Source organism: Streptomyces sp. NPDC025651 (genome assembly GCF_055558735.1).
In genome coordinates, this window is record NZ_JBVHLZ010000020.1 from 92,722 (window position 1) to 109,003 (window position 16,282).

Annotated in this window: 13 protein-coding genes; 5 read left to right on the forward strand and 8 right to left on the reverse strand. The window is 70.5% G+C overall.

Annotated features, from left to right (window positions below):
- Positions 1 to 62: 62 nt before the first annotated feature.
- The 3 genes from ACZ4D5_RS41300 to ACZ4D5_RS41310 are packed head-to-tail and all read right to left on the reverse strand — an operon-like array spanning position 63 to position 3,782.
- Complete coding sequence (locus ACZ4D5_RS41300) at positions 63 to 1,100, reverse strand: ABC transporter permease (RefSeq protein WP_467777663.1); 1,038 nt, start codon at positions 1,098 to 1,100, stop codon at positions 63 to 65.
- Positions 1,093 to 2,706 (reverse strand): sugar ABC transporter ATP-binding protein, encoded by a 1,614-nt coding sequence (locus ACZ4D5_RS41305; RefSeq protein ID WP_467777664.1) that lies wholly within the window; start codon positions 2,704 to 2,706, stop codon positions 1,093 to 1,095. Before ACZ4D5_RS41305 ends, ACZ4D5_RS41300 begins: the two co-directional genes overlap by 8 nt.
- Positions 2,703 to 3,782, reverse strand: coding sequence for a sugar ABC transporter substrate-binding protein (locus ACZ4D5_RS41310; RefSeq protein ID WP_467777665.1), 1,080 nt, complete (start codon positions 3,780 to 3,782; stop codon positions 2,703 to 2,705). The genes ACZ4D5_RS41305 and ACZ4D5_RS41310 overlap by 4 nt, the downstream gene beginning before the upstream one ends.
- A gap of 205 nt (positions 3,783 to 3,987) precedes the next feature.
- Between ACZ4D5_RS41310 and ACZ4D5_RS41315 the strand changes: the two genes are divergently transcribed.
- The 5 genes from ACZ4D5_RS41315 to ACZ4D5_RS41335 all read left to right on the forward strand — a co-directional run bounded on the left by ACZ4D5_RS41315 (position 3,988) and on the right by ACZ4D5_RS41335 (position 8,338).
- Positions 3,988 to 4,698: a FadR/GntR family transcriptional regulator gene (locus ACZ4D5_RS41315; RefSeq protein WP_467777666.1), complete on the forward strand. Its 711-nt coding sequence runs from the start codon at positions 3,988 to 3,990 to the stop codon at positions 4,696 to 4,698.
- 256 nt (positions 4,699 to 4,954) lie between these two features.
- The gene (locus ACZ4D5_RS41320) at positions 4,955 to 5,803 is read left to right on the forward strand and encodes a transposase (protein WP_467777667.1); all 849 of its coding nucleotides are present in this window, start codon (positions 4,955 to 4,957) and stop codon (positions 5,801 to 5,803) included.
- A 129-nt stretch (positions 5,804 to 5,932) separates the two neighbouring features.
- Positions 5,933 to 6,652 carry a transposase gene (locus ACZ4D5_RS41325; protein WP_467777668.1) on the forward strand — a complete coding sequence of 240 codons (720 nt, stop codon included), beginning with the start codon at positions 5,933 to 5,935 and terminating at the stop codon, positions 6,650 to 6,652.
- A gap of 239 nt (positions 6,653 to 6,891) precedes the next feature.
- The gene (locus ACZ4D5_RS41330; RefSeq protein ID WP_467777669.1) at positions 6,892 to 7,548 is read left to right on the forward strand and encodes a class I SAM-dependent methyltransferase; all 657 of its coding nucleotides are present in this window, start codon (positions 6,892 to 6,894) and stop codon (positions 7,546 to 7,548) included.
- Between the two features lie 67 nt (positions 7,549 to 7,615).
- The gene (locus ACZ4D5_RS41335) at positions 7,616 to 8,338 is read left to right on the forward strand and encodes a hypothetical protein (RefSeq protein WP_467777670.1); all 723 of its coding nucleotides are present in this window, start codon (positions 7,616 to 7,618) and stop codon (positions 8,336 to 8,338) included.
- Positions 8,339 to 8,367: 29 nt separating this feature from the next.
- On the opposite strand, the gene ACZ4D5_RS41340 is transcribed toward ACZ4D5_RS41335, so the two are convergent.
- The 5 genes from ACZ4D5_RS41340 to ACZ4D5_RS41360 form a co-directional block, all read right to left on the reverse strand.
- Complete coding sequence (locus ACZ4D5_RS41340; RefSeq protein ID WP_467777671.1) at positions 8,368 to 11,385, reverse strand: alpha-mannosidase; 3,018 nt, start codon at positions 11,383 to 11,385, stop codon at positions 8,368 to 8,370.
- A gap of 249 nt (positions 11,386 to 11,634) precedes the next feature.
- The gene (locus tag ACZ4D5_RS41345; protein WP_467777672.1) at positions 11,635 to 12,900 is read right to left on the reverse strand and encodes a glycoside hydrolase 5 family protein; all 1,266 of its coding nucleotides are present in this window, start codon (positions 12,898 to 12,900) and stop codon (positions 11,635 to 11,637) included.
- Between the two features lie 38 nt (positions 12,901 to 12,938).
- Positions 12,939 to 13,760: a carbohydrate ABC transporter permease gene (locus ACZ4D5_RS41350; RefSeq protein WP_467777718.1), complete on the reverse strand. Its 822-nt coding sequence runs from the start codon at positions 13,758 to 13,760 to the stop codon at positions 12,939 to 12,941.
- Positions 13,761 to 13,849: 89 nt separating this feature from the next.
- Positions 13,850 to 14,812 carry a carbohydrate ABC transporter permease gene (locus tag ACZ4D5_RS41355; protein WP_467777673.1) on the reverse strand — a complete coding sequence of 321 codons (963 nt, stop codon included), beginning with the start codon at positions 14,810 to 14,812 and terminating at the stop codon, positions 13,850 to 13,852.
- Positions 14,813 to 14,853: 41 nt separating this feature from the next.
- Positions 14,854 to 16,149, reverse strand: a complete 1,296-nt coding sequence (locus tag ACZ4D5_RS41360) for an extracellular solute-binding protein (RefSeq protein ID WP_467777674.1) — start codon at positions 16,147 to 16,149, stop codon at positions 14,854 to 14,856.
- Positions 16,150 to 16,282 lie beyond the last annotated feature (133 nt).

Sequence of the window (16,282 nt, forward strand, 5' to 3'; positions counted from 1 at the left end):
GGTGCGGGGAAGCGGCGGACCGGCGCGGGGCCCGTCCCGCGCGAGGTCCGTGCTGCGCGGGGTCAGTCCTGCGCGCGGCCGGTCGTGACCCGCGCGATCATCAGGGCGACCAGGATGATTCCGCCGTAGATGGCCTGGATCCAGAAGGACGGCACCTGGGCGAGAGTGAGCAGGTTCTGTACGACGCCGAGCAGCAGGACGCCGGTGAGGGCGCCGAACATGGTGCCCTTGCCGCCGTCGAGGCTGATGCCTCCGATGACCGCGGCGGCGAACACCGTGAAGATCATGTTCTGGCCCTGGTTGGCGTTGATCGCGCCGACGTAGCCGGTCTGCATGAGCCCGCCGATCGCGGCCAGGGCGCCCGCGACGACGAACACGCCGAGCATGACGCGCTCCACGCGGATACCGGCGGCGCGTGCCGCGTCCGGGTTGCCGCCGATCGCGTACAGCGCGCGGCCCACCCGGTGGTACTTGAGCACGAAGCCCGCGACGCCGAAGGCGACCGCCGCGAGCCACACGGAGAGCGGGATGGTCAGGAAGGTGGAGGTGGCGAGGGTGTAGAACGCGTCGGGCATGCCGAACAGCGTCTTGCCCTCGGTCGCGCCGACCAGCAGGCCGCGCAGCACGATCAGCATGGCGAGCGTCACGATGAACGCGTTGAGCCCGAGCTTCACGACGAGTACGCCGTTGAAGGCGCCGATGGCCGCGCCGACGAGCAGGATCGCGACGATCCCGACGGCGGCGGGCAGGTCCGTGCCGAATCCGGCCTCGGCGGCGGGCAGCACGAGGAGCGCGCCGACGGCCGGCGCGATGCCGACGACGGACTCCAGGGACAGGTCGAACTTGCCGGTGATCAGGACGAGGGACTCGGCGAGGACGACCATCGCGAGGGCGGCGGAAGCGCCGAGGATCGAGATGAGGTTGCGCTCTGTCAGGAAGGAGTCGTTGAGCAGTGACCCCAGGAGGATCAGCAGCAACAGAGCTGGTACCAGGGCGAGTTCACGTGCCCTGCGGACGATGACGCCTTTCGCCGCGCGGCTTTCGGCGGTGCGGTTGGGCGCGGGGGTCGCTTCTGCGGGCGCGGCCTTGAGGTCAGCCATGGTGGTCTCCTTGCGTGTCGGCCGCGGGCCGGTGGGGGTTGTTCGCGCAGTTCCCCACGCCCCTTACGGCACCCACTCCCTCTATCGAGGCGATCAGGTCCTGATCGGCGAAGCCCGCCTCGTGTTCCGCCACGACGCGGCCGTGGAACAGGACCAGGACGCGGTCGCAGCGGCGCAGGTCGTCCAGTTCGTCGGAGACCACGAGCACCGCCGTGCCGTCCTCGCGGGCGTGGTCGACGCGGGCGAGCAGGGACTCCTTGGACTTCACGTCCACCCCGGCGGTGGGGTTGATGAGGACGAGCAGGCGCGGCTCGGAGGCCAGGGCGCGGGCCATGACGACCTTCTGGGCGTTGCCGCCGGAGAGGTCGGATACCGGCTGGTCGGGGCCCTCGGCGTGGATGTCGAGCCGGTCGATGAGCTCGTCGGCGAAGCGGCGCCTGGTGTCCGTGCCGATGAATCCGTGGCGGCCGAGCCGGTCCAGGACGCTCATCGTGGCGTTGTCGCCGATGGACATGCCGAAGACGAGGCCCTGGTCGTGGCGGTCGCGCGGGACGCAGCCGACTCCGGCGCGCAGGGCGGCGGTGACATCGCCGAACGGCAGTGTCCTGCCGTCGAGTCGAGCCGTGCCGGATGTCGGCGTGTGCAGCCCCGCGAAGCTCTCCGCGAGGTTGACCTTGCCGCTGCCGCTGGATCCCGCGAGGCCGACGACCTCGCCGCGGCGGACGGTCAGGTCGATGTCGGTGTACGAGGCGCCGGTGAGCCCCCGCGCGTCGAGCACGACCGGGGCGTCGGCGGGCACCCCGGACCGGACGACCGTCTCCTCGGCGCCGGCCTGTTCGGCGATGACCTCGCCCGCCATGGCCTCCACCAGGGCGCCGTGCGGCAGTTCGGCGACGGGAGCGCTGGTGATCCAGCGGGCGTCACGGAGCACGGTGACGGTCTGGCACACCTCGTACACCTCCTGGAGGTGGTGCGAGATGAAGAGGAAGGTGACGCCGGACTTCTGGAGGGCGCGCATGCGCGTGAAGAGGCGATCGATCTCGCGGTTGTCGAGCTGCGCGGTCGGCTCGTCGAGGACGATGAAACGCGCCCCGAAGCTCAACGCCCGTGCGATCTCGACCATTTGGCGGTCCTCGACCTTGAGGTCGGCGGTGCGGGCCTCGGGGTCGACGCGCACGTCCCAGGTGTCGAGGACCTCCGCGGCCTCGGCCCGCAGCCTGCGCCAGCTGATGAAGCCGCCGCGGCCCTCGGGCTGCCGGTTGATGAAGAGGTTCTCGGCGACGGTCAACTCGGGGACGACGGTGGGCTTCTGGTAGACGCAGGCCACCGTGCGGCGCCAGGCGTCGCGGTCGGTGAGCGGGGGCGCGGGCTCGCCGTCGAAGAGGACGGTGCCCGCGTCCGGTGCCTGGAGTCCGGTGAGGACGGTGACCAGGGTGGACTTGCCCGCGCCGTTGCGGCCGACCAGGGCATGCGACTCGCCGGGCAGGACGGTGAGGCGGCCGTCCCGCAGCGCGACGGTGGGTCCGTACCGCTTGACGATGCCGGTCGCCTCGACGAGGGGAGTGGGGGCGGCGGGCCGGTCTGCGGAGGGCTGAGTCATCGTCATTTGACCGTGTTGCCCCACAGCTTGGAGTCGTCGACGTTCTCCTTGGTGACCAGGGGCGCGGGCAACTGGTCCTCGAGAATGCCGCTGGGCAGCTCGACGATCTCGGAGTCGTGGTCGGTCGGGCCCGGCTTGAACGTCTTCCCGTTCATCGCGGCCTTGATGTAGTACATGCCGTACTTGGCGTAGGCGTCGGCGGGCTGCGAGACGGTCGCGTCGATCCGGCCCTTGCGGATCGCGTCGAACTCCTGCGGGATGCCGTCGTTGGAGACGACGGTGATGTGCTCCTTGTCCCCCGCCTTCTTCAGCATCCCCTTGGACTTCAGCGTCTGGAGGGTGGGCGCGAGGTAGACGCCGCCCGCCTGCAGGTAGATGCCCTTGATGTCGGGGTGGGAGTTGAGCAGCGTGTCCAGCTTGGAGGCGGCGGTGTCGGACTCCCACTTGGCGGGGATCTCCAGGACCTTCAGCTTCGGGTACTTCCTCTTCACGCAGTCACGGAACGCCTTCGACCGCTCCCGGCCGTTGACGGACGCCAGATCCCCCATGATCTGCACGACCTCGCCGGTCTTCACCTGCTTGCCCAGGTAGTCGCAGGCCTTCTCGCCGTACGCCACGTTGTTCGCGCGGACGACCATGGCGACCTTGCCCTTCTCGGGCGCGACGTCCACGGCGACCACGGGCACGCCCTTGCGTTCGGCCTGGTCGAGGCCCGCCGAGATCGCGGCGCTGTCGAGCGGGGCGACGACCAGGCCCTTGACGCCCTGGTTCAGCTGGTTGTTGATGTCGGTGATCTGCTGCGAGGGGTCGCTGTTGGAGTTGACGGTCTTCAGGGTCTCGACGTCCTCGGACTTCGCCATCTTCGGCACGTAGTCGTTGTAGGACTGCCAGAACGGCGAGGTCAGCAGGGGGAGGATCACGCCGACCTTCCCCTCGCCGCCGCCCCCGCCGCCGGGCGACGCGGCGTCCTTCGTGCTGCCGCACCCCGCGAGCACGAGGGACGCGCAGGCGGCGGCCGCGGCGCGCGCCGCCCGCGAAGTGCCCGTCCTGCTGGGCCTGTTGCGCACTGTCCTGCCGGCCATCTGACGGCTCCTCACCGAGTGGGGTCGAAGTGGGGTCGAACGAGAAAGAGCGGGATGACGCGAATATTTATCAGACCACTTGGCACCCTCAACACCCCTCGTCGCCAACTTTCCGGGGTTTCCGGCCGTAGTGGTCCGACCACATCTCTGGCTAGACTGCGCCGCACCCGGCCGGTGGAGGAGCCACCCAGTGGAGGAGCGTTACGTGGACCAGCCAGAACCGTCCGCCCCGCAGAAGGGCACCGTGACGCAGCGGGCCATCGAACAGATCAAGGCGATGATCGGCCAGGGCCGCCTGGAGCCGGGCCAACGCCTGCCCACCGAGCGGGACTTGGCGGCCCGGCTGGGCATATCCCGCAGCTCGATGCGGGAGGCGATCCGGGCCCTGACCGTACTCGGCGTCCTGGAGGCCCGGCACGGCTCCGGCATCTACGTCACCCGACTGGAGGCCGGGGACCTCCTGGAGACCTTCGGAGTCGTCGCCGACCTCTCGCGCGGCCCGAGACTCCTGGAGCTCCTGGAGGTGCGCCGGGTCCTGGAGGCGACGGCGACGGCGACGGCCGCGGCCCGCATCTCACCGGACCAACTGGCGGACGTGACCAAGCACTTGGAGGCGATGAACGCGACGGACGACCCGGAGGAGATCCTCGCGCACGACCTCGCCTTCCACCGCACGATCGCGCTTGCCGCGGGCAACGACACGATGGCGGCGATCCTGGAGGGCCTGTCCTCGCGCACGTTCCGCGCACGGGTCTGGCGCGGCTACCAGGAGGCGGGCGCCTTCGAACGCACCCGCCGCGAACACGCCCGCATCCACCGGGCCCTGGTGGCCCGGGACCCGGAGGCCGCGCGGGCCGCGGCGGCGGCGCACGTAGGCGAGGTGGAGGAGTGGCTACGGGCGCAGTTGGATGCGTGAGGCGGCGGTTTGGTGGGGGCTGTGGGGGGCGTGGCCCGGTGGTTGCCGGGGGCCGTGGCCCGGCGGCCACAGACAAGTTCGAGCAGCCGGTGGCGCCGGTCACCGGACGTGTTCAGGGGACCGGCACCGATCCTGCTGGCTTGTTCCGTGCCCGGCGGGGCTGGCGGCTCGTTGGTCGGGACAGCAGCGGCCGTCTTGGCGATCCCGGTCGCGCGTGGGGTGTGGAATGTCGATGCGGCCGAGGCCGTGGCCGACCGTGCCTGAGCTGACCGCGCAGGTGGCGCGGGCGGTGGCGGCACGGGGCCCGTACCCGTTGGCGATGCGGGTCCGTGACGAGCTGGGCGAGTTGTTCGCGGACGCCGAGTTCGCCGAGGCGTTCGGGTCCAGAGGGAGGCCGGGCTGGTCACCGGGCCAGCTGGCGCTGGTGACGGTGTTGCGGTTCGCCGAGAACCTCACCGACCGGGCGGCAGCGCACCGGGTGCGGTACGGCATGGACCTGAAGTACGCGCTCGGCCTGGAGCTGGATGATCCCGGGTTCGACGCCTCAGTGCTGTCCGAGTTCCGCACGCGGCTGGTCGAGCACGGGATGGAGGAGAAGGTGCTCGACCTGCTGCTGACCGCCCTCGAGGACCGGGGCCTGGTGAAGGCGGGAGGCAGGCAGCGCACCGACTCCACCCGCGTGCTGGCGGCGGTCCGCGACCCGAACAGGCTGGAGCTGGCCGGGGGAACACTGCGGGCCACGCTGGAGGCGCTGGCCTGCGCGGCCCCGCACTGGCTGGCCGGGGCGGTGTCCGTTCGGGAATGGGCCGACCGCTACGGCCCACGGACTCACTCCTGGCATCCGCCGGCTTCCACGAGCAAGCGCGAGGAGATGGCTCTGGTCTACGGCCGGGACGGGTTCGCGCTGCTGGAGGCGGTGCATGCCCCTGATGCTCCGTCCTGGCTGCGCGAACTCCCGGCGGTGCAGGTCCTGCGCACGATGTGGGTGCAGAACTACCACCGCACCGTGTCCGAAGCCGGAGCGGAGGTGAAGCGGCGGGAGAGCAAAGACCTCCCGCCCGGCAGACTGAGGCTGGCCTCTCCGTACGACACCGACGCGCGCTAGGGCCTCAAACAGGGCTCCTGGTGGACCGGCTACAAGATCCACATCAGTGAGTCCTGCGACGATGCCGATGATTTGGACGCGGCTACCGGCCAGGCGACGCCCCTTGGAGCCGACGGACCACCGCCGCGCTTGATCACCAGCATCGCGACCACCGACGCCACAGTGACCGATGCGGAAATGACCGAACCGGTCCATCACATGCTCGCCGCCCGCGATCTCCTGCCCGCCGAGCACTTCCTCGACTCCGGTTACGCCTCCGCCGAGTTGATCGTGGGCATGAAGAAGAACTTCGGAGTCACCCTGGTCACCCCGGTCCTGATGAACAGCTCACCTCAGGCGCGTGCCGGCGCCGGGTTCGACCGCACCGCGTTCACCATCGACTGGGACAAGCGGCAGGCCACCTGCCCACGCGGAGACACCAGCACCTGGTGGAGCCCCGCCACCCTGCGCGGTACCAAGGCCATCGTCATCAAGTTCGACAAGGAGACATGCCGCCCCTGCCCGGTGCGCGACGAGTGCACCCGCTCGAAGACCGGCGGCCGGACCCTCTCCCCGCAACCCCGCGAGCTGCAAGAAGTCCTCGACCATGCCCGCCTCCAGCAGGACGACGAGCAGTGGCGAGCCGGGTACGGAACCCGCGCGGGCATCGAGGGAACCATCCACCAGGCCGTCGCGGTCACCGGGAGGAGACGTGCCCGCTACCTCGGTCTCCAGAAGACCCACCTGGAGCACGTCTTCTCCGCCGTTGCGCTCAACCTCATCCGCCTCGATGCCTGGTGGAACGGCCACCCGCTCGACCGCACCCGCGTCAGCCACCTTGCCCGACTCGACCTCTCCCTCGCCGCGTGACCGAATAGGGGTCTTACTGGTGAGATCGCCTAATCAACTGTCGCCGGTTTCCCGAGGAACCCAGCCAGTTGGTGACCGACTGTGGTTGCCAACGGCGTATCGGCTCCGGGTCCCACCGGCCTCGTTGCGGAGCCGGGTGGTGGTCTTGTCGTGGTAGCGAGAGCGTCTGCGGCGACGGGCGCGGGATTCGGCACGAGGTGGGAGAACAGCTGCGAACGGCGGGTGTTAACTTCCTTCCCGTGGCGGAGCACCAGGACGAGACCAGGGCGGCCTACGACGGGGTCGTCGAGCTGTATGCGTCGATGTTCGCTGACCGGCTGGAGACGCAGCCGTTCTCGCGGAACATGATCGGCACCTTCGCCGAGCTCGTGCGCGGGACGGGGAACCCGCGGGCGGCCGATGTCGGCTGCGGGCCCGGACATCTGACGGCCATGCTGCATGACCTGGGGCTGGATGCCTTCGGGCTCGACCTCTCCCCAGCCATGGTCGACCACGCCCGGCGGGCCCATCCGGCGCTGCAGTTCGACGAGGCGCGCATGGAGGCCCTGCCAGTCGAGGACGGCGCGCTCGGCGGCGTGCTGGCCCACTACTCGATGATCCATACCCCGCCTGGGGAATTGCCCGCACTGCTCGCCGAGCAGGCGCGTGTCCTGGCACCAGGGGGCCTGCTCCTGGTGTCCTTCTTTGGGACCGAGGGGCCTGAGCCGCTCCGCTTCGACCACAAGGTGACGCCCGCCTATAGCTGGCCGGCGGACCGGTTCGCCGAGCTGCTGGCCCGGTCCGGGCTCATCACGTTCGCGCGGCTGCTCCACGACCCGGCCTCTGAGCGGGGCTTCCTCGACGCCCACTTGCTGGCCCGCAAGTCGGAGGACACCGTCGAGGCCACCGCACAATAAGCCAGCAGGACCGACACCGGGCGTAAATTCGCGCGACGCGGACCGGCGGTTCTGGGAGCATCCGCGCGTGATCACTGACCCGCGCGCCACCTCGTACCTGACCGCCGCCGTACGCAACAACGCCGAGTGGTGCGACGCCGTCTGCCGCTCCCACGGGGTGGCGGGGGCGGTCGAAGGGGACGTGTGGGCCAGTCCTCGGCGTACTCCCCCGCTGTATCCCGATGCCGTGACGCTCGCCCCCGGCGTGACACCCGACGACGTGGTGGCACGGATCGACGTCGCCTCCCCCGGCGCCTCGGTCAAGGACGGCTTCGCGACGCTGGACCTCTCCGGGGCCGGCTTCGAGGTGCTGTTCGAGGCCCAGTGGATCCACAGGGCCGCCGGGGAGCCTGCCGCGCCGGGGGCCCGCTGGGAACCGGTGGCCGGCGCCGCCGAGCTGCCCGCCTGGGAAGCCGCCTGGGCCGGCGGCGGTGAGTCGGACGAGCCGCTCTTCCTGGGCCACCTGCTCGATGACGGCGCGGTCTTCCTCGCCGGGGCCGCCGAAGGCCGGATCACCGCGGGCGCCGTCGCCTACCCCGCCGCCGGTGTCGTCGGCGTCTCCAACCTCTTCGCCGCCGACGACGACCTGGACTCCGCCTGGCGCGCCTGCCTCACGGCCACGGCCCGCCTGTGGCCGGACGTCCCCGTCGTCGGGTACGAGGGCGGCGAAGCCCTGGCGGCCGCGCTCCGCCAGGGCTTCGCCCCCGTCGGCCCGCTGCGCGTATGGCTGCGGACCGACGGGAACGGCTGACGGGAGCTGCTGAACTCCGGGCGCCGGCGTCAGCCGCGCGTGAACCGCAGGGTCACCAGCTCGAAGGGCCGCAGCGACACCGTCACCGCGTCACCCGCGAGCTCCGGGGCGGCGACACCGTCGAGCGGCCGCTCAAGGAGGTCGGTCACCGCGACCGAGCCCGCCGTGAACCCGGCCGTCAGCGTCGCCTTCGCCCGGCCGCCGCGCGACTCGTGGAAGCGGACGACCACGTCGCCGCTGCCGTCGTCGGCGAGCTTGACCGCGGTGACGACCACGGCGTCGTCGTCGACCGTCACCAGCGGCGCCACCTCACAGCCGCCGGTGACGCGCCGCTCGGGCAGGTTGATCCGGTAGCCCTCGCGCACCGCGTCGCCGATCGCCGCGCCCGGCACCAGCGCGTGCCGGAAGCGGTGCACGCCCTGGTCCGTCTCGGGGTCGGGGAAGCGCGGGGCGCGAAGCAGCGAGGCGCGCAGCGTGGTGGTCGTACCCGAGTCCTCGGCACGGACCGTGCGGGTCACGTCGTGGCCGTACGTCGAGTCGTTGACGAGGGCGACGCCCCAGCCCGGCTCCTCGATGTGCACGAAGCGGTGGTTGCAGGCCTCGAACTTGGCGGCCTCCCAACTGGTGTTGGTGTGCGTGGCGCGGTAGAAGTGGCCGAACTGCGTCTCCGAGGCGTACCGCTCCGCGTGCACGTCCAGCGGGAAGGCGAGCTTGAGGAACTTCTCCGTCTCGTGCCAGTCGACCTCGGTGTCGATGTCCAGGCGCCCGACGCCGGGGGCCAGCGAGAGCACCTGGGTGAGCCGCGAGTCGCCGAAGGTCCGCACGACCCGCACCGACGCGCCCTCGCCCGGCTCGACCTCGTCCGCGTCGACGAGGTCGGTGACGGTGTTGCGGTAGAACTCGTCGACGTCCCACGCGTCCCACATGTTCGGGAAGTCGGCGTGGAGCTGCGGCAGGTTCGCCGCCTGCCCGGGCGCGACGGTCTCCCGGTCGGCGACCAGGTCGTACGCGGACACGATCAGACCGCGCGCGTCGACCTCCACCCTCAGCAGTCCGTTGTCCAGGACGAAGCCGCCCGCCGCGCGGGAGGCGATCGCCGACCGGCCGTCGACGGCCGCGGGCCGCGCGCCGCCCGCGGGCACGCCGTCGCGGGTGTGCGGCGTGGAGTTGAAGACCAGCGTGCCGGTGCCCTCCCCGGCGAGCGCGCGCTGCGCCTGGTCGATGATGCCGTTCAGCTCTTGGGCGAGCGCCGCGTAGGTGGCTCGGGCCTCGCGGTGCACCCAGGCGATGGACGAGCCGGGCAGGATGTCGTGGAACTGGTGGAGCAGCACCGTCTTCCAGATGCGGTCCAACTGCTCGTAGGGATAAGGGAATTCATCGCACCGTACGGCCGCCGTGGCCGCCCACAGCTCCGCCTCGCGCAGCAGGTGCTCGCTGCGCCGGTTGCCCTGCTTGGTGCCCGCCTGGCTGGTGAGCGTGGCGCGGTGCAGCTCCAGGTAGAGCTCGCCGACCCAGACCGGCGGGTCGGGGTACTCGGCCTCGGCCTTCTCGAAGAAGGCGGCCGGGGTCTCCCACTGAACGGTCGCCGAGCCTTCGAGGTCCTTGAGCCGCGCCGCCTTGGCGACCATCTCGCGGGTGGTGCCGCCGCCCCCGTCGCCCCAGCCGGTGGGGGCCAGGGAGTGCCGGGCGACGCCCTTGTCCTTGAAGTTCCTCGCCGCGTGGGCGATCTCGCTGCCCTTCATGGAGCAGTTGTAGGTGTCGACGGGCGGAAAGTGCGTGAAGATCCGCGTCCCGTCGATGCCCTCCCAGTTGAAGGTGTGGTGCGGGAAGCGGTTGGTCTGCGACCACGAGATCTTCTGCGTGAGCAGCCACTTGGAACCGGCGGCCTTGATGATCTGCGGCAGGCCCGCCGCGAAGCCGAACGTGTCGGGCAGCCACGCCTCGTCGTTCTCGACGCCGAACTCGTCGAGGAAGAACCGCTTGCCGTGCACGAACTGACGGGCCATCGCCTCCGAGCCCGGCATGTTCGTGTCCGACTCGACCCACATGCCGCCCGTCGGCACGAACCGCCCGTCGGCGACGGCCTTCTTGACCTTCGCCCACACCTCGGGCCGGTGTTCCTTGATCCACGCCCACTGCTGCGCCTGGGACATGGCGAACACGAAGTCCGGCTCGTCCTCCAGGAGCGCGGTCATGTTGGACGTCGTACGCGCCACCTTGCGCACCGTCTCGCGCAGCGGCCACAGCCAGGCGGAGTCGATGTGCGCGTGCCCCACGGCGCTGACGCGGTGCGCGGAGGGCTCGGCGGGGGTGGTGAGCACGCCTTCGAGCAGGGCGCGGGCGGCGGCCGCCGAGCCGTTCACGTCCTGCAGGTCGACGGTGTCGAGCGCGCGGCCGACCGCGCGCACGATGTCGTAGCGCCGACCTGAGTCCTGCGGCAGCTCCTGCATCAGCTCGCCGAGGACCTCCAGGTCGAGGACGAGCTGCCACACCGTCTCGTCGAAGACGGCGAGGTCCATGCGCTCCAGCGTGTACTGGAGCTCGCTGCCCGCGGTCTCCTTGTCGCCCAACTGCGTGGGCAGGAAGGGGTGGTAATCGAGGATGACGGGGTTGGAGGCGGCCTCGACGTGCAGCCGGACCTCTTCGCCGCCCTCGGCGGGGGCCGCGATCCGCACCCACTGGTTGCGGGGGTTGAGGCCCTTCACGGGGGTGCCGTCGGGGCGGTAGACCAGGCCCTCGCACTGGAAGCCCGGCATGTTCTCGTCGAAGCCGAGGTCGAGGATCGCCTCGACGGTCTTCCCCGCCCACTCCTTGGGCACGCTCCCGGTCACGCGGAACCAGCTGGTGCCCCACGGCACGCCCCACTTCTCCCCGACGGCGGTCGGGACGGGGTCGGCGGCGAGGCCTTCGGCGACGGGGACGGGTTCGTCGGGGGCGTTCCAGACGGCGACGTCGAGGGGCACGGAGGCGGGGTACACGGCGGGCCTGATGCGCTCGTCCAGAACGCGCTTGAGCCGGGCTTCGACGAGGGTGCGGTCGTCATGCATGAGGGGTCTCCAAGGGGGTTCTGCTGTGCGGGTCGGGTGGGGTTGCGGTGGGCGGGACTTCTTCCCCAATCCCGCCCCTTCCCGAACATTGCGGCTCCGCCGCCCGGGGCTCGGTCGATCGTGCTCCGCGCCAGTCCTCCATCGCCGGAGGGGCTGGCTTGTCAGCCCCTCCGGCGATGGAGGAGCGGGGTCCGGGGCGGAGCCCCGGTTCGGGAAGGGGCGGGCTCGGGGAAGAGGAAGTGTCGTGACCTAGCGGACCTCCTCCGGCCGCACGACTTCCTCGATGCCCCGCGCAGCGAGATGCCCCGCATCCGCCGCCCGTCCGGCGAGGACCACCGCGGGGCGCACCCCGGCCGCCACGAGCCGCGCGTACGCCTCGAACACCGCGCCCCCCGGCCCGCACTCCGAACGCCGCGCCACGGCCCCGTCCACGACCAGCGCGGTCGTCCGCGCGGCGGGCGCGTACACCCGCCCCCGCCACTCCCGCGCGACGCGGGCGACCGCCTCCCCCGCCGGCTTGACCTTGCCGTCGTTGGTCAACAGGCCGAGGCTGTACTCCAGTTCGGGGAAGTCCGCGAGGTCGCGCGACACGTCGTGGGAGCACCACCACGTCACGCCCCACACGTCCTGGCAGTCCAGCGCCGCGGCGATGGTGTCCTCGGTGAACCCCGCGGCGTGCTCCGCGGGAATCAGCGGCGCGGGCGCGCCGACCTCCTGCAGCCACACGGGCCGGCGGGGATCGTCCGCCCAGGCCTTGGAGAGCTCGATCATGTACGCGGCGTGGGTACGGGTGGCCGTACCGGTGCGCCCGTGCCGCTGTGCCGTGCCGTTGAACACCCACGAGTGCACGGCGGTCGCCCCACCGAGCCGCGCCGCCTGCGCCGGGGTGAACGGCTGGTCGTCCTGGTACCAGGCGGCGTCGTACTCGGCGTGCACGTGCAGCTTGCCGGGAGCGCCCTCCTCGCAGGCGGCGAGGACGGTCCGCAGCCAGGTGTGGGCCTGCTCCTCGGTGATGCGGTCGGGGTCGGGGTGCGGCCCCGCCGAGAACTGGTTGATCTCGTTTCCGACGGTCATGCCGATGAAGTTCGGCCGGTCCGCGAGCGCCGCGGCGAGCGTGCGCAGATAGGCGGCCTGGCCGGACACCACGTCGGGGTCGGTGAAGATGTTCCGCCGGTGCCAGGTCTGCGTCCACGCGGGCAGGAAGTCGAAGCTCGACAGATGCCCCTGGAGGCCGTCGACGTTGACGTCGAGGCCCCGTTCGGCGGCGGCGTCGGCGAGCTGGACCAGCTGCTCGACGGCGCGCGGCCGGATCAGGGCGCGGTTGGGCTGGAAGTACGGCCAGATCGGGAAGACCCGGATGTGGTCGAGACCGAGCGCGGCGAGGGAGTCGAGGTCGGCGCGCACGGCGTCGATGTCGAAGTCGAGCCAGTGGTGGAACCACCCCTGGCTCGGCGTGTAGTTGGCGCCGAAGCGCGGCGCGCCGACGGGCGGTTCGGAGGGCGATGCAGAAGGCAAGTCGAATCCTGGTTCTGGAGGGTTCGGGGGTGGCGCGCTCAGCCCTTGACCGCGCCCTCGCCGACGCCGCGGAAGAAGTACCGCTGCAGGCAGGCGAAGAGGACGATCAGCGGGAGTACGGCGATGACGGTGCCCGCGGCGACGAGGCGTTCGTCGTTGGCGAAGGTGCCGTGGAGGTAGTTCAGGCCGATGGTGAGCGTGAACCGGTCCGGGTCGCTCAGCACGATCAGCGGCCACAGGAAGTCGTCCCAGGCGCCCATGAACGCGAAGATCGCGACGACGGCGAGGGTGCCCTTGACCGCGGGCAGCGCGATGCGCAGGAACCGCTGCCAGACGTTGGCGCCGTCCACGAACGCGGCTTCCTCGATCTCGTAGGGCACGTTCAGGAAGGCGTTGCGCATCAGCAGGACGTTGAGCGCGGAGACGCAGCCGGGCAGTAGCACACCGACGAGGGTGTTGTTGAGGCCGAGCTCACGCATGGTCGTGAACTGGGCGATGATGATGCCCTCGACGGGCACCAGCATGGCCAGGATGAAGACGAGCGTGGCGGCTCCGCGGCCGCGGTAGCGCAGGCGCGCCAGGGCGTAGCCGGCGAGGGCGGCGCCCACGCAGTTGGTGACGACGTTGGCGGTGGCGACCTTCAGGGAGTTGAGCGCGTAGTCCCAGACGGGGATGGTCTCGGAGACCCGCTCGTAGTTGCGGAAGGTCGGGTCGGAGGGCAGGAACCTCGGCGGCGAGCTGAAGATGTCCTCGTGCGGCCCCTTCAGGGACGTGGACAGCTGCCAGAGGAAGGGACCGATCATCAACGCCAGTACGGCGAGCAGGAGTCCGTAGCGCAGGACGATCTCCCACACGGGCATCCGGCGGCCGTTGTCGTCGGTGACGCGCAGCCGGCGGCGTGGCTTCGTGCGCGTGTCGTGCTCGGTGGCGCGCACGTTCTCCGTGATGCTCACGCGTCCTCCTTCCGGTCCGCCCGCAGCACGAGCAGCATCAGCGCGACGGTGACGACGAAGACGACGACCGAGATGGCCGAGGCGTAGCCCACCCGTCCGGTCAGTCCGGTGCCGACGCGCTGCACCAGCATCACCAGGGTGGTGTCCTCGCCCGCGGGTCCCCCGGTGGGGCCCGCCATCAGATACACCTCGGAGAACACCTTGAAGGCGGCGACCGAGGAGAGCGCGCCCACCAGGACCATGGTGGAGCGCACGGCGGGCACGGTGACGCTGAAGAAGCGGCGCACGGGCCCCGCGCCGTCGACGGCCGCCGCCTCGTGGAGCTCGCGCGGCACGTTGGCGAGCGCCGCCAGATAAATGATCATGTAGTAGCCGAGGCCCTTCCAGACCGTGACGGCCATGGCGCTGAACAGGAGCAGCCACTGGTCGCTGAGGAAGCCGACCCTGCCGACGCCCACGGCCTCCAACACCGCGTTGACCAGGCCGCGTTCGTCGAGCATCCACACCCAGATCAGGCCGACGACGACGATGGAGGCGACCACCGGCGTGTAGAAGGCGGACCGGAAGAAGGTGATGCCGGGGATGTGCTTCTGGACGAGCATCGCGAGCAGCAAGGGCAGCAGGACGAGCGCGGGGACGACCACGAGGACGTACAGCGTGCTGTTGCGCAGGCCGATCCAGAACATGTCGTCGTTCAGCAGCTCCGAGAAGTTGGCGAGGCCCACGTACTCACCCGGCATCAACGTCCGTTTGTCGGTGAAGGAGTTGTTCAGGGTGCTGACGAACGGATAGAGGATGAAGACGGCGACGATCGCGAGCCCCGGTGCGGCGAACAGCCAGGGGCTGGTGGGCAGTTGACGCCTGATCCTGGCGGGGCTCCGGCCGGCGGGCCGGCCGCCGCCCGCTGCGGCGGCGGCGCGGCTCGCGCCCGGGGGGCTTGGGGCGGTACGGGTCTTCATGGCTGACGTCCCCTGGTCATGGCTCGGCACGGCGCCCGCGCTCAGCTCTGCTTCAGCAGCCGGTCACAGTTCTTGACAGCGTTGTCAAGTGCTTCCTCGGGGCTCTCCTTGCCCTGCAGGGCCTTGGCGACGGAGTTGCGCAGCTCGACCTTCATCTGCTCGCTGAAGAGCACGGGCGTGTAGTTCACCGCCGTCTTGATGGACTTGGCGGCGGCGACGCGGACCCGGGTCTCCTCCTTGCCGTCCTGCTCGGTGAAGTACGGGTCGTCCAGGGAGCCTTCGGTGCTCGGGAAGATCGCGACCTGCTTGGCGAACTCCATCTGGTGCTCGGCGTCGGTGACGAAGTGCGCGAAGGCGACGGCGGCCGGCGTCTGCTTGGTGCGGGCGTTCACCATCACGCCCATCACGTACATGTTGTCCTTGCCGGTGTTGCTGATCTGCGGGGTGATGCCGATGTTCTTGTAGAGCTTCGGCGCGTCCTTCTTGAACTTCTCCAGGTCGAGCGCGCTGCCCGGGTTCATGGCGACGGCCTCGGTGAGGAACTTCTTGCCCGTCGACTCCGGCGTGGCGGTCATCGCCTGGCCGTCGAGCGCCTTGGCGTCGTACAACTTCTTGTACTCGGTGAGGAGTTCGACGCCCTTGGCGTCGTTGAAGGTGAAGCCGGTGCCCTCCTTGTTCATCAGGGGGACGCCGTAGCGCCCGAAGTCCTCGATGGCCGGGACGTTGGCGAGCGTGGCGATCTTTCCGTCGCTCTTCCTCGACATCTGCAGGGCCTGGCCGAAGAGCTCGTCGAACGTCTTCGGGGGCTTGTTCTCGTCGAGGCCCGCGTCCTTGAACAGCCGCTTGTTGTAGAAGAGGGGGCCGGTGTTCAGGTACCACGGGAAGGCGTACGTTCCGTCCATGCCCGGTATCCGGTGGCTCTTCCAGGCTCCGGGGAGGTACTCCTTCTCGTACCTGCCCGCGGCCTTGCCGAGGTCGAGGGCGAGGCCCGCCTTGGCGAGCGGGGCGACGAGGTCGGGCGAGACGTTCACGACGTCGGGGAGCGTGCCCGCGGCGGCGTCGGCGCTGATCTTGTCGGCGTAGCCCTCGCCCGGCTGGTCGATCCAGTCGACCTCCGTGCCGGGGTACTTCTTCTCGAACTCGTCGACCAGGCCCTCGAAGTAGGGCTTGAAGTTGGCCTTGAGGTTCCAGGTCTGGAAGGTGATCTTGCCTTCGATCTTCCCCGACGCGTCCGTGGAGCCGCCGCCGTCTCCGTCGCCACAGGCGCTCAACGGCAGCAGGACGGCGAGGACGGCGCCTGCGGCGACCGCTCTGCGGGGGGTACGGGAGATACGCACGGTGAAACGGCTCCTTTGCTCGGCCCAGCGTGAGACGGCGGTGATCGCGACCGTCGAAGCCGGGCGATTCGCGCCGAGGCAGACCCTGCATGGAACGGCCGGGAGAAGTCAATGGATTCGGGCGTGCGAATTT

Bases quoted from the DNA above. Each gene is read 5' to 3' on its own strand.
- ACZ4D5_RS41300 (WP_467777663.1), bottom strand. From the start codon at position 1,100: ATGGCTGACCTCAAGGCCGCGCCCGCAGAAGCGACCCCCGCGCCCAAC.
- ACZ4D5_RS41305 (WP_467777664.1), bottom strand. From the start codon at position 2,706: ATGACGATGACTCAGCCCTCCGCAGACCGGCCCGCCGCCCCCACTCCC.
- ACZ4D5_RS41310 (WP_467777665.1), bottom strand. From the start codon at position 3,782: ATGGCCGGCAGGACAGTGCGCAACAGGCCCAGCAGGACGGGCACTTCG.
- ACZ4D5_RS41340 (WP_467777671.1), bottom strand. From the start codon at position 11,385: ATGCATGACGACCGCACCCTCGTCGAAGCCCGGCTCAAGCGCGTTCTG.
- ACZ4D5_RS41350 (WP_467777718.1), bottom strand. From the start codon at position 13,760: ATGCCCGTGTGGGAGATCGTCCTGCGCTACGGACTCCTGCTCGCCGTA.
- ACZ4D5_RS41355 (WP_467777673.1), bottom strand. From the start codon at position 14,812: ATGAAGACCCGTACCGCCCCAAGCCCCCCGGGCGCGAGCCGCGCCGCC.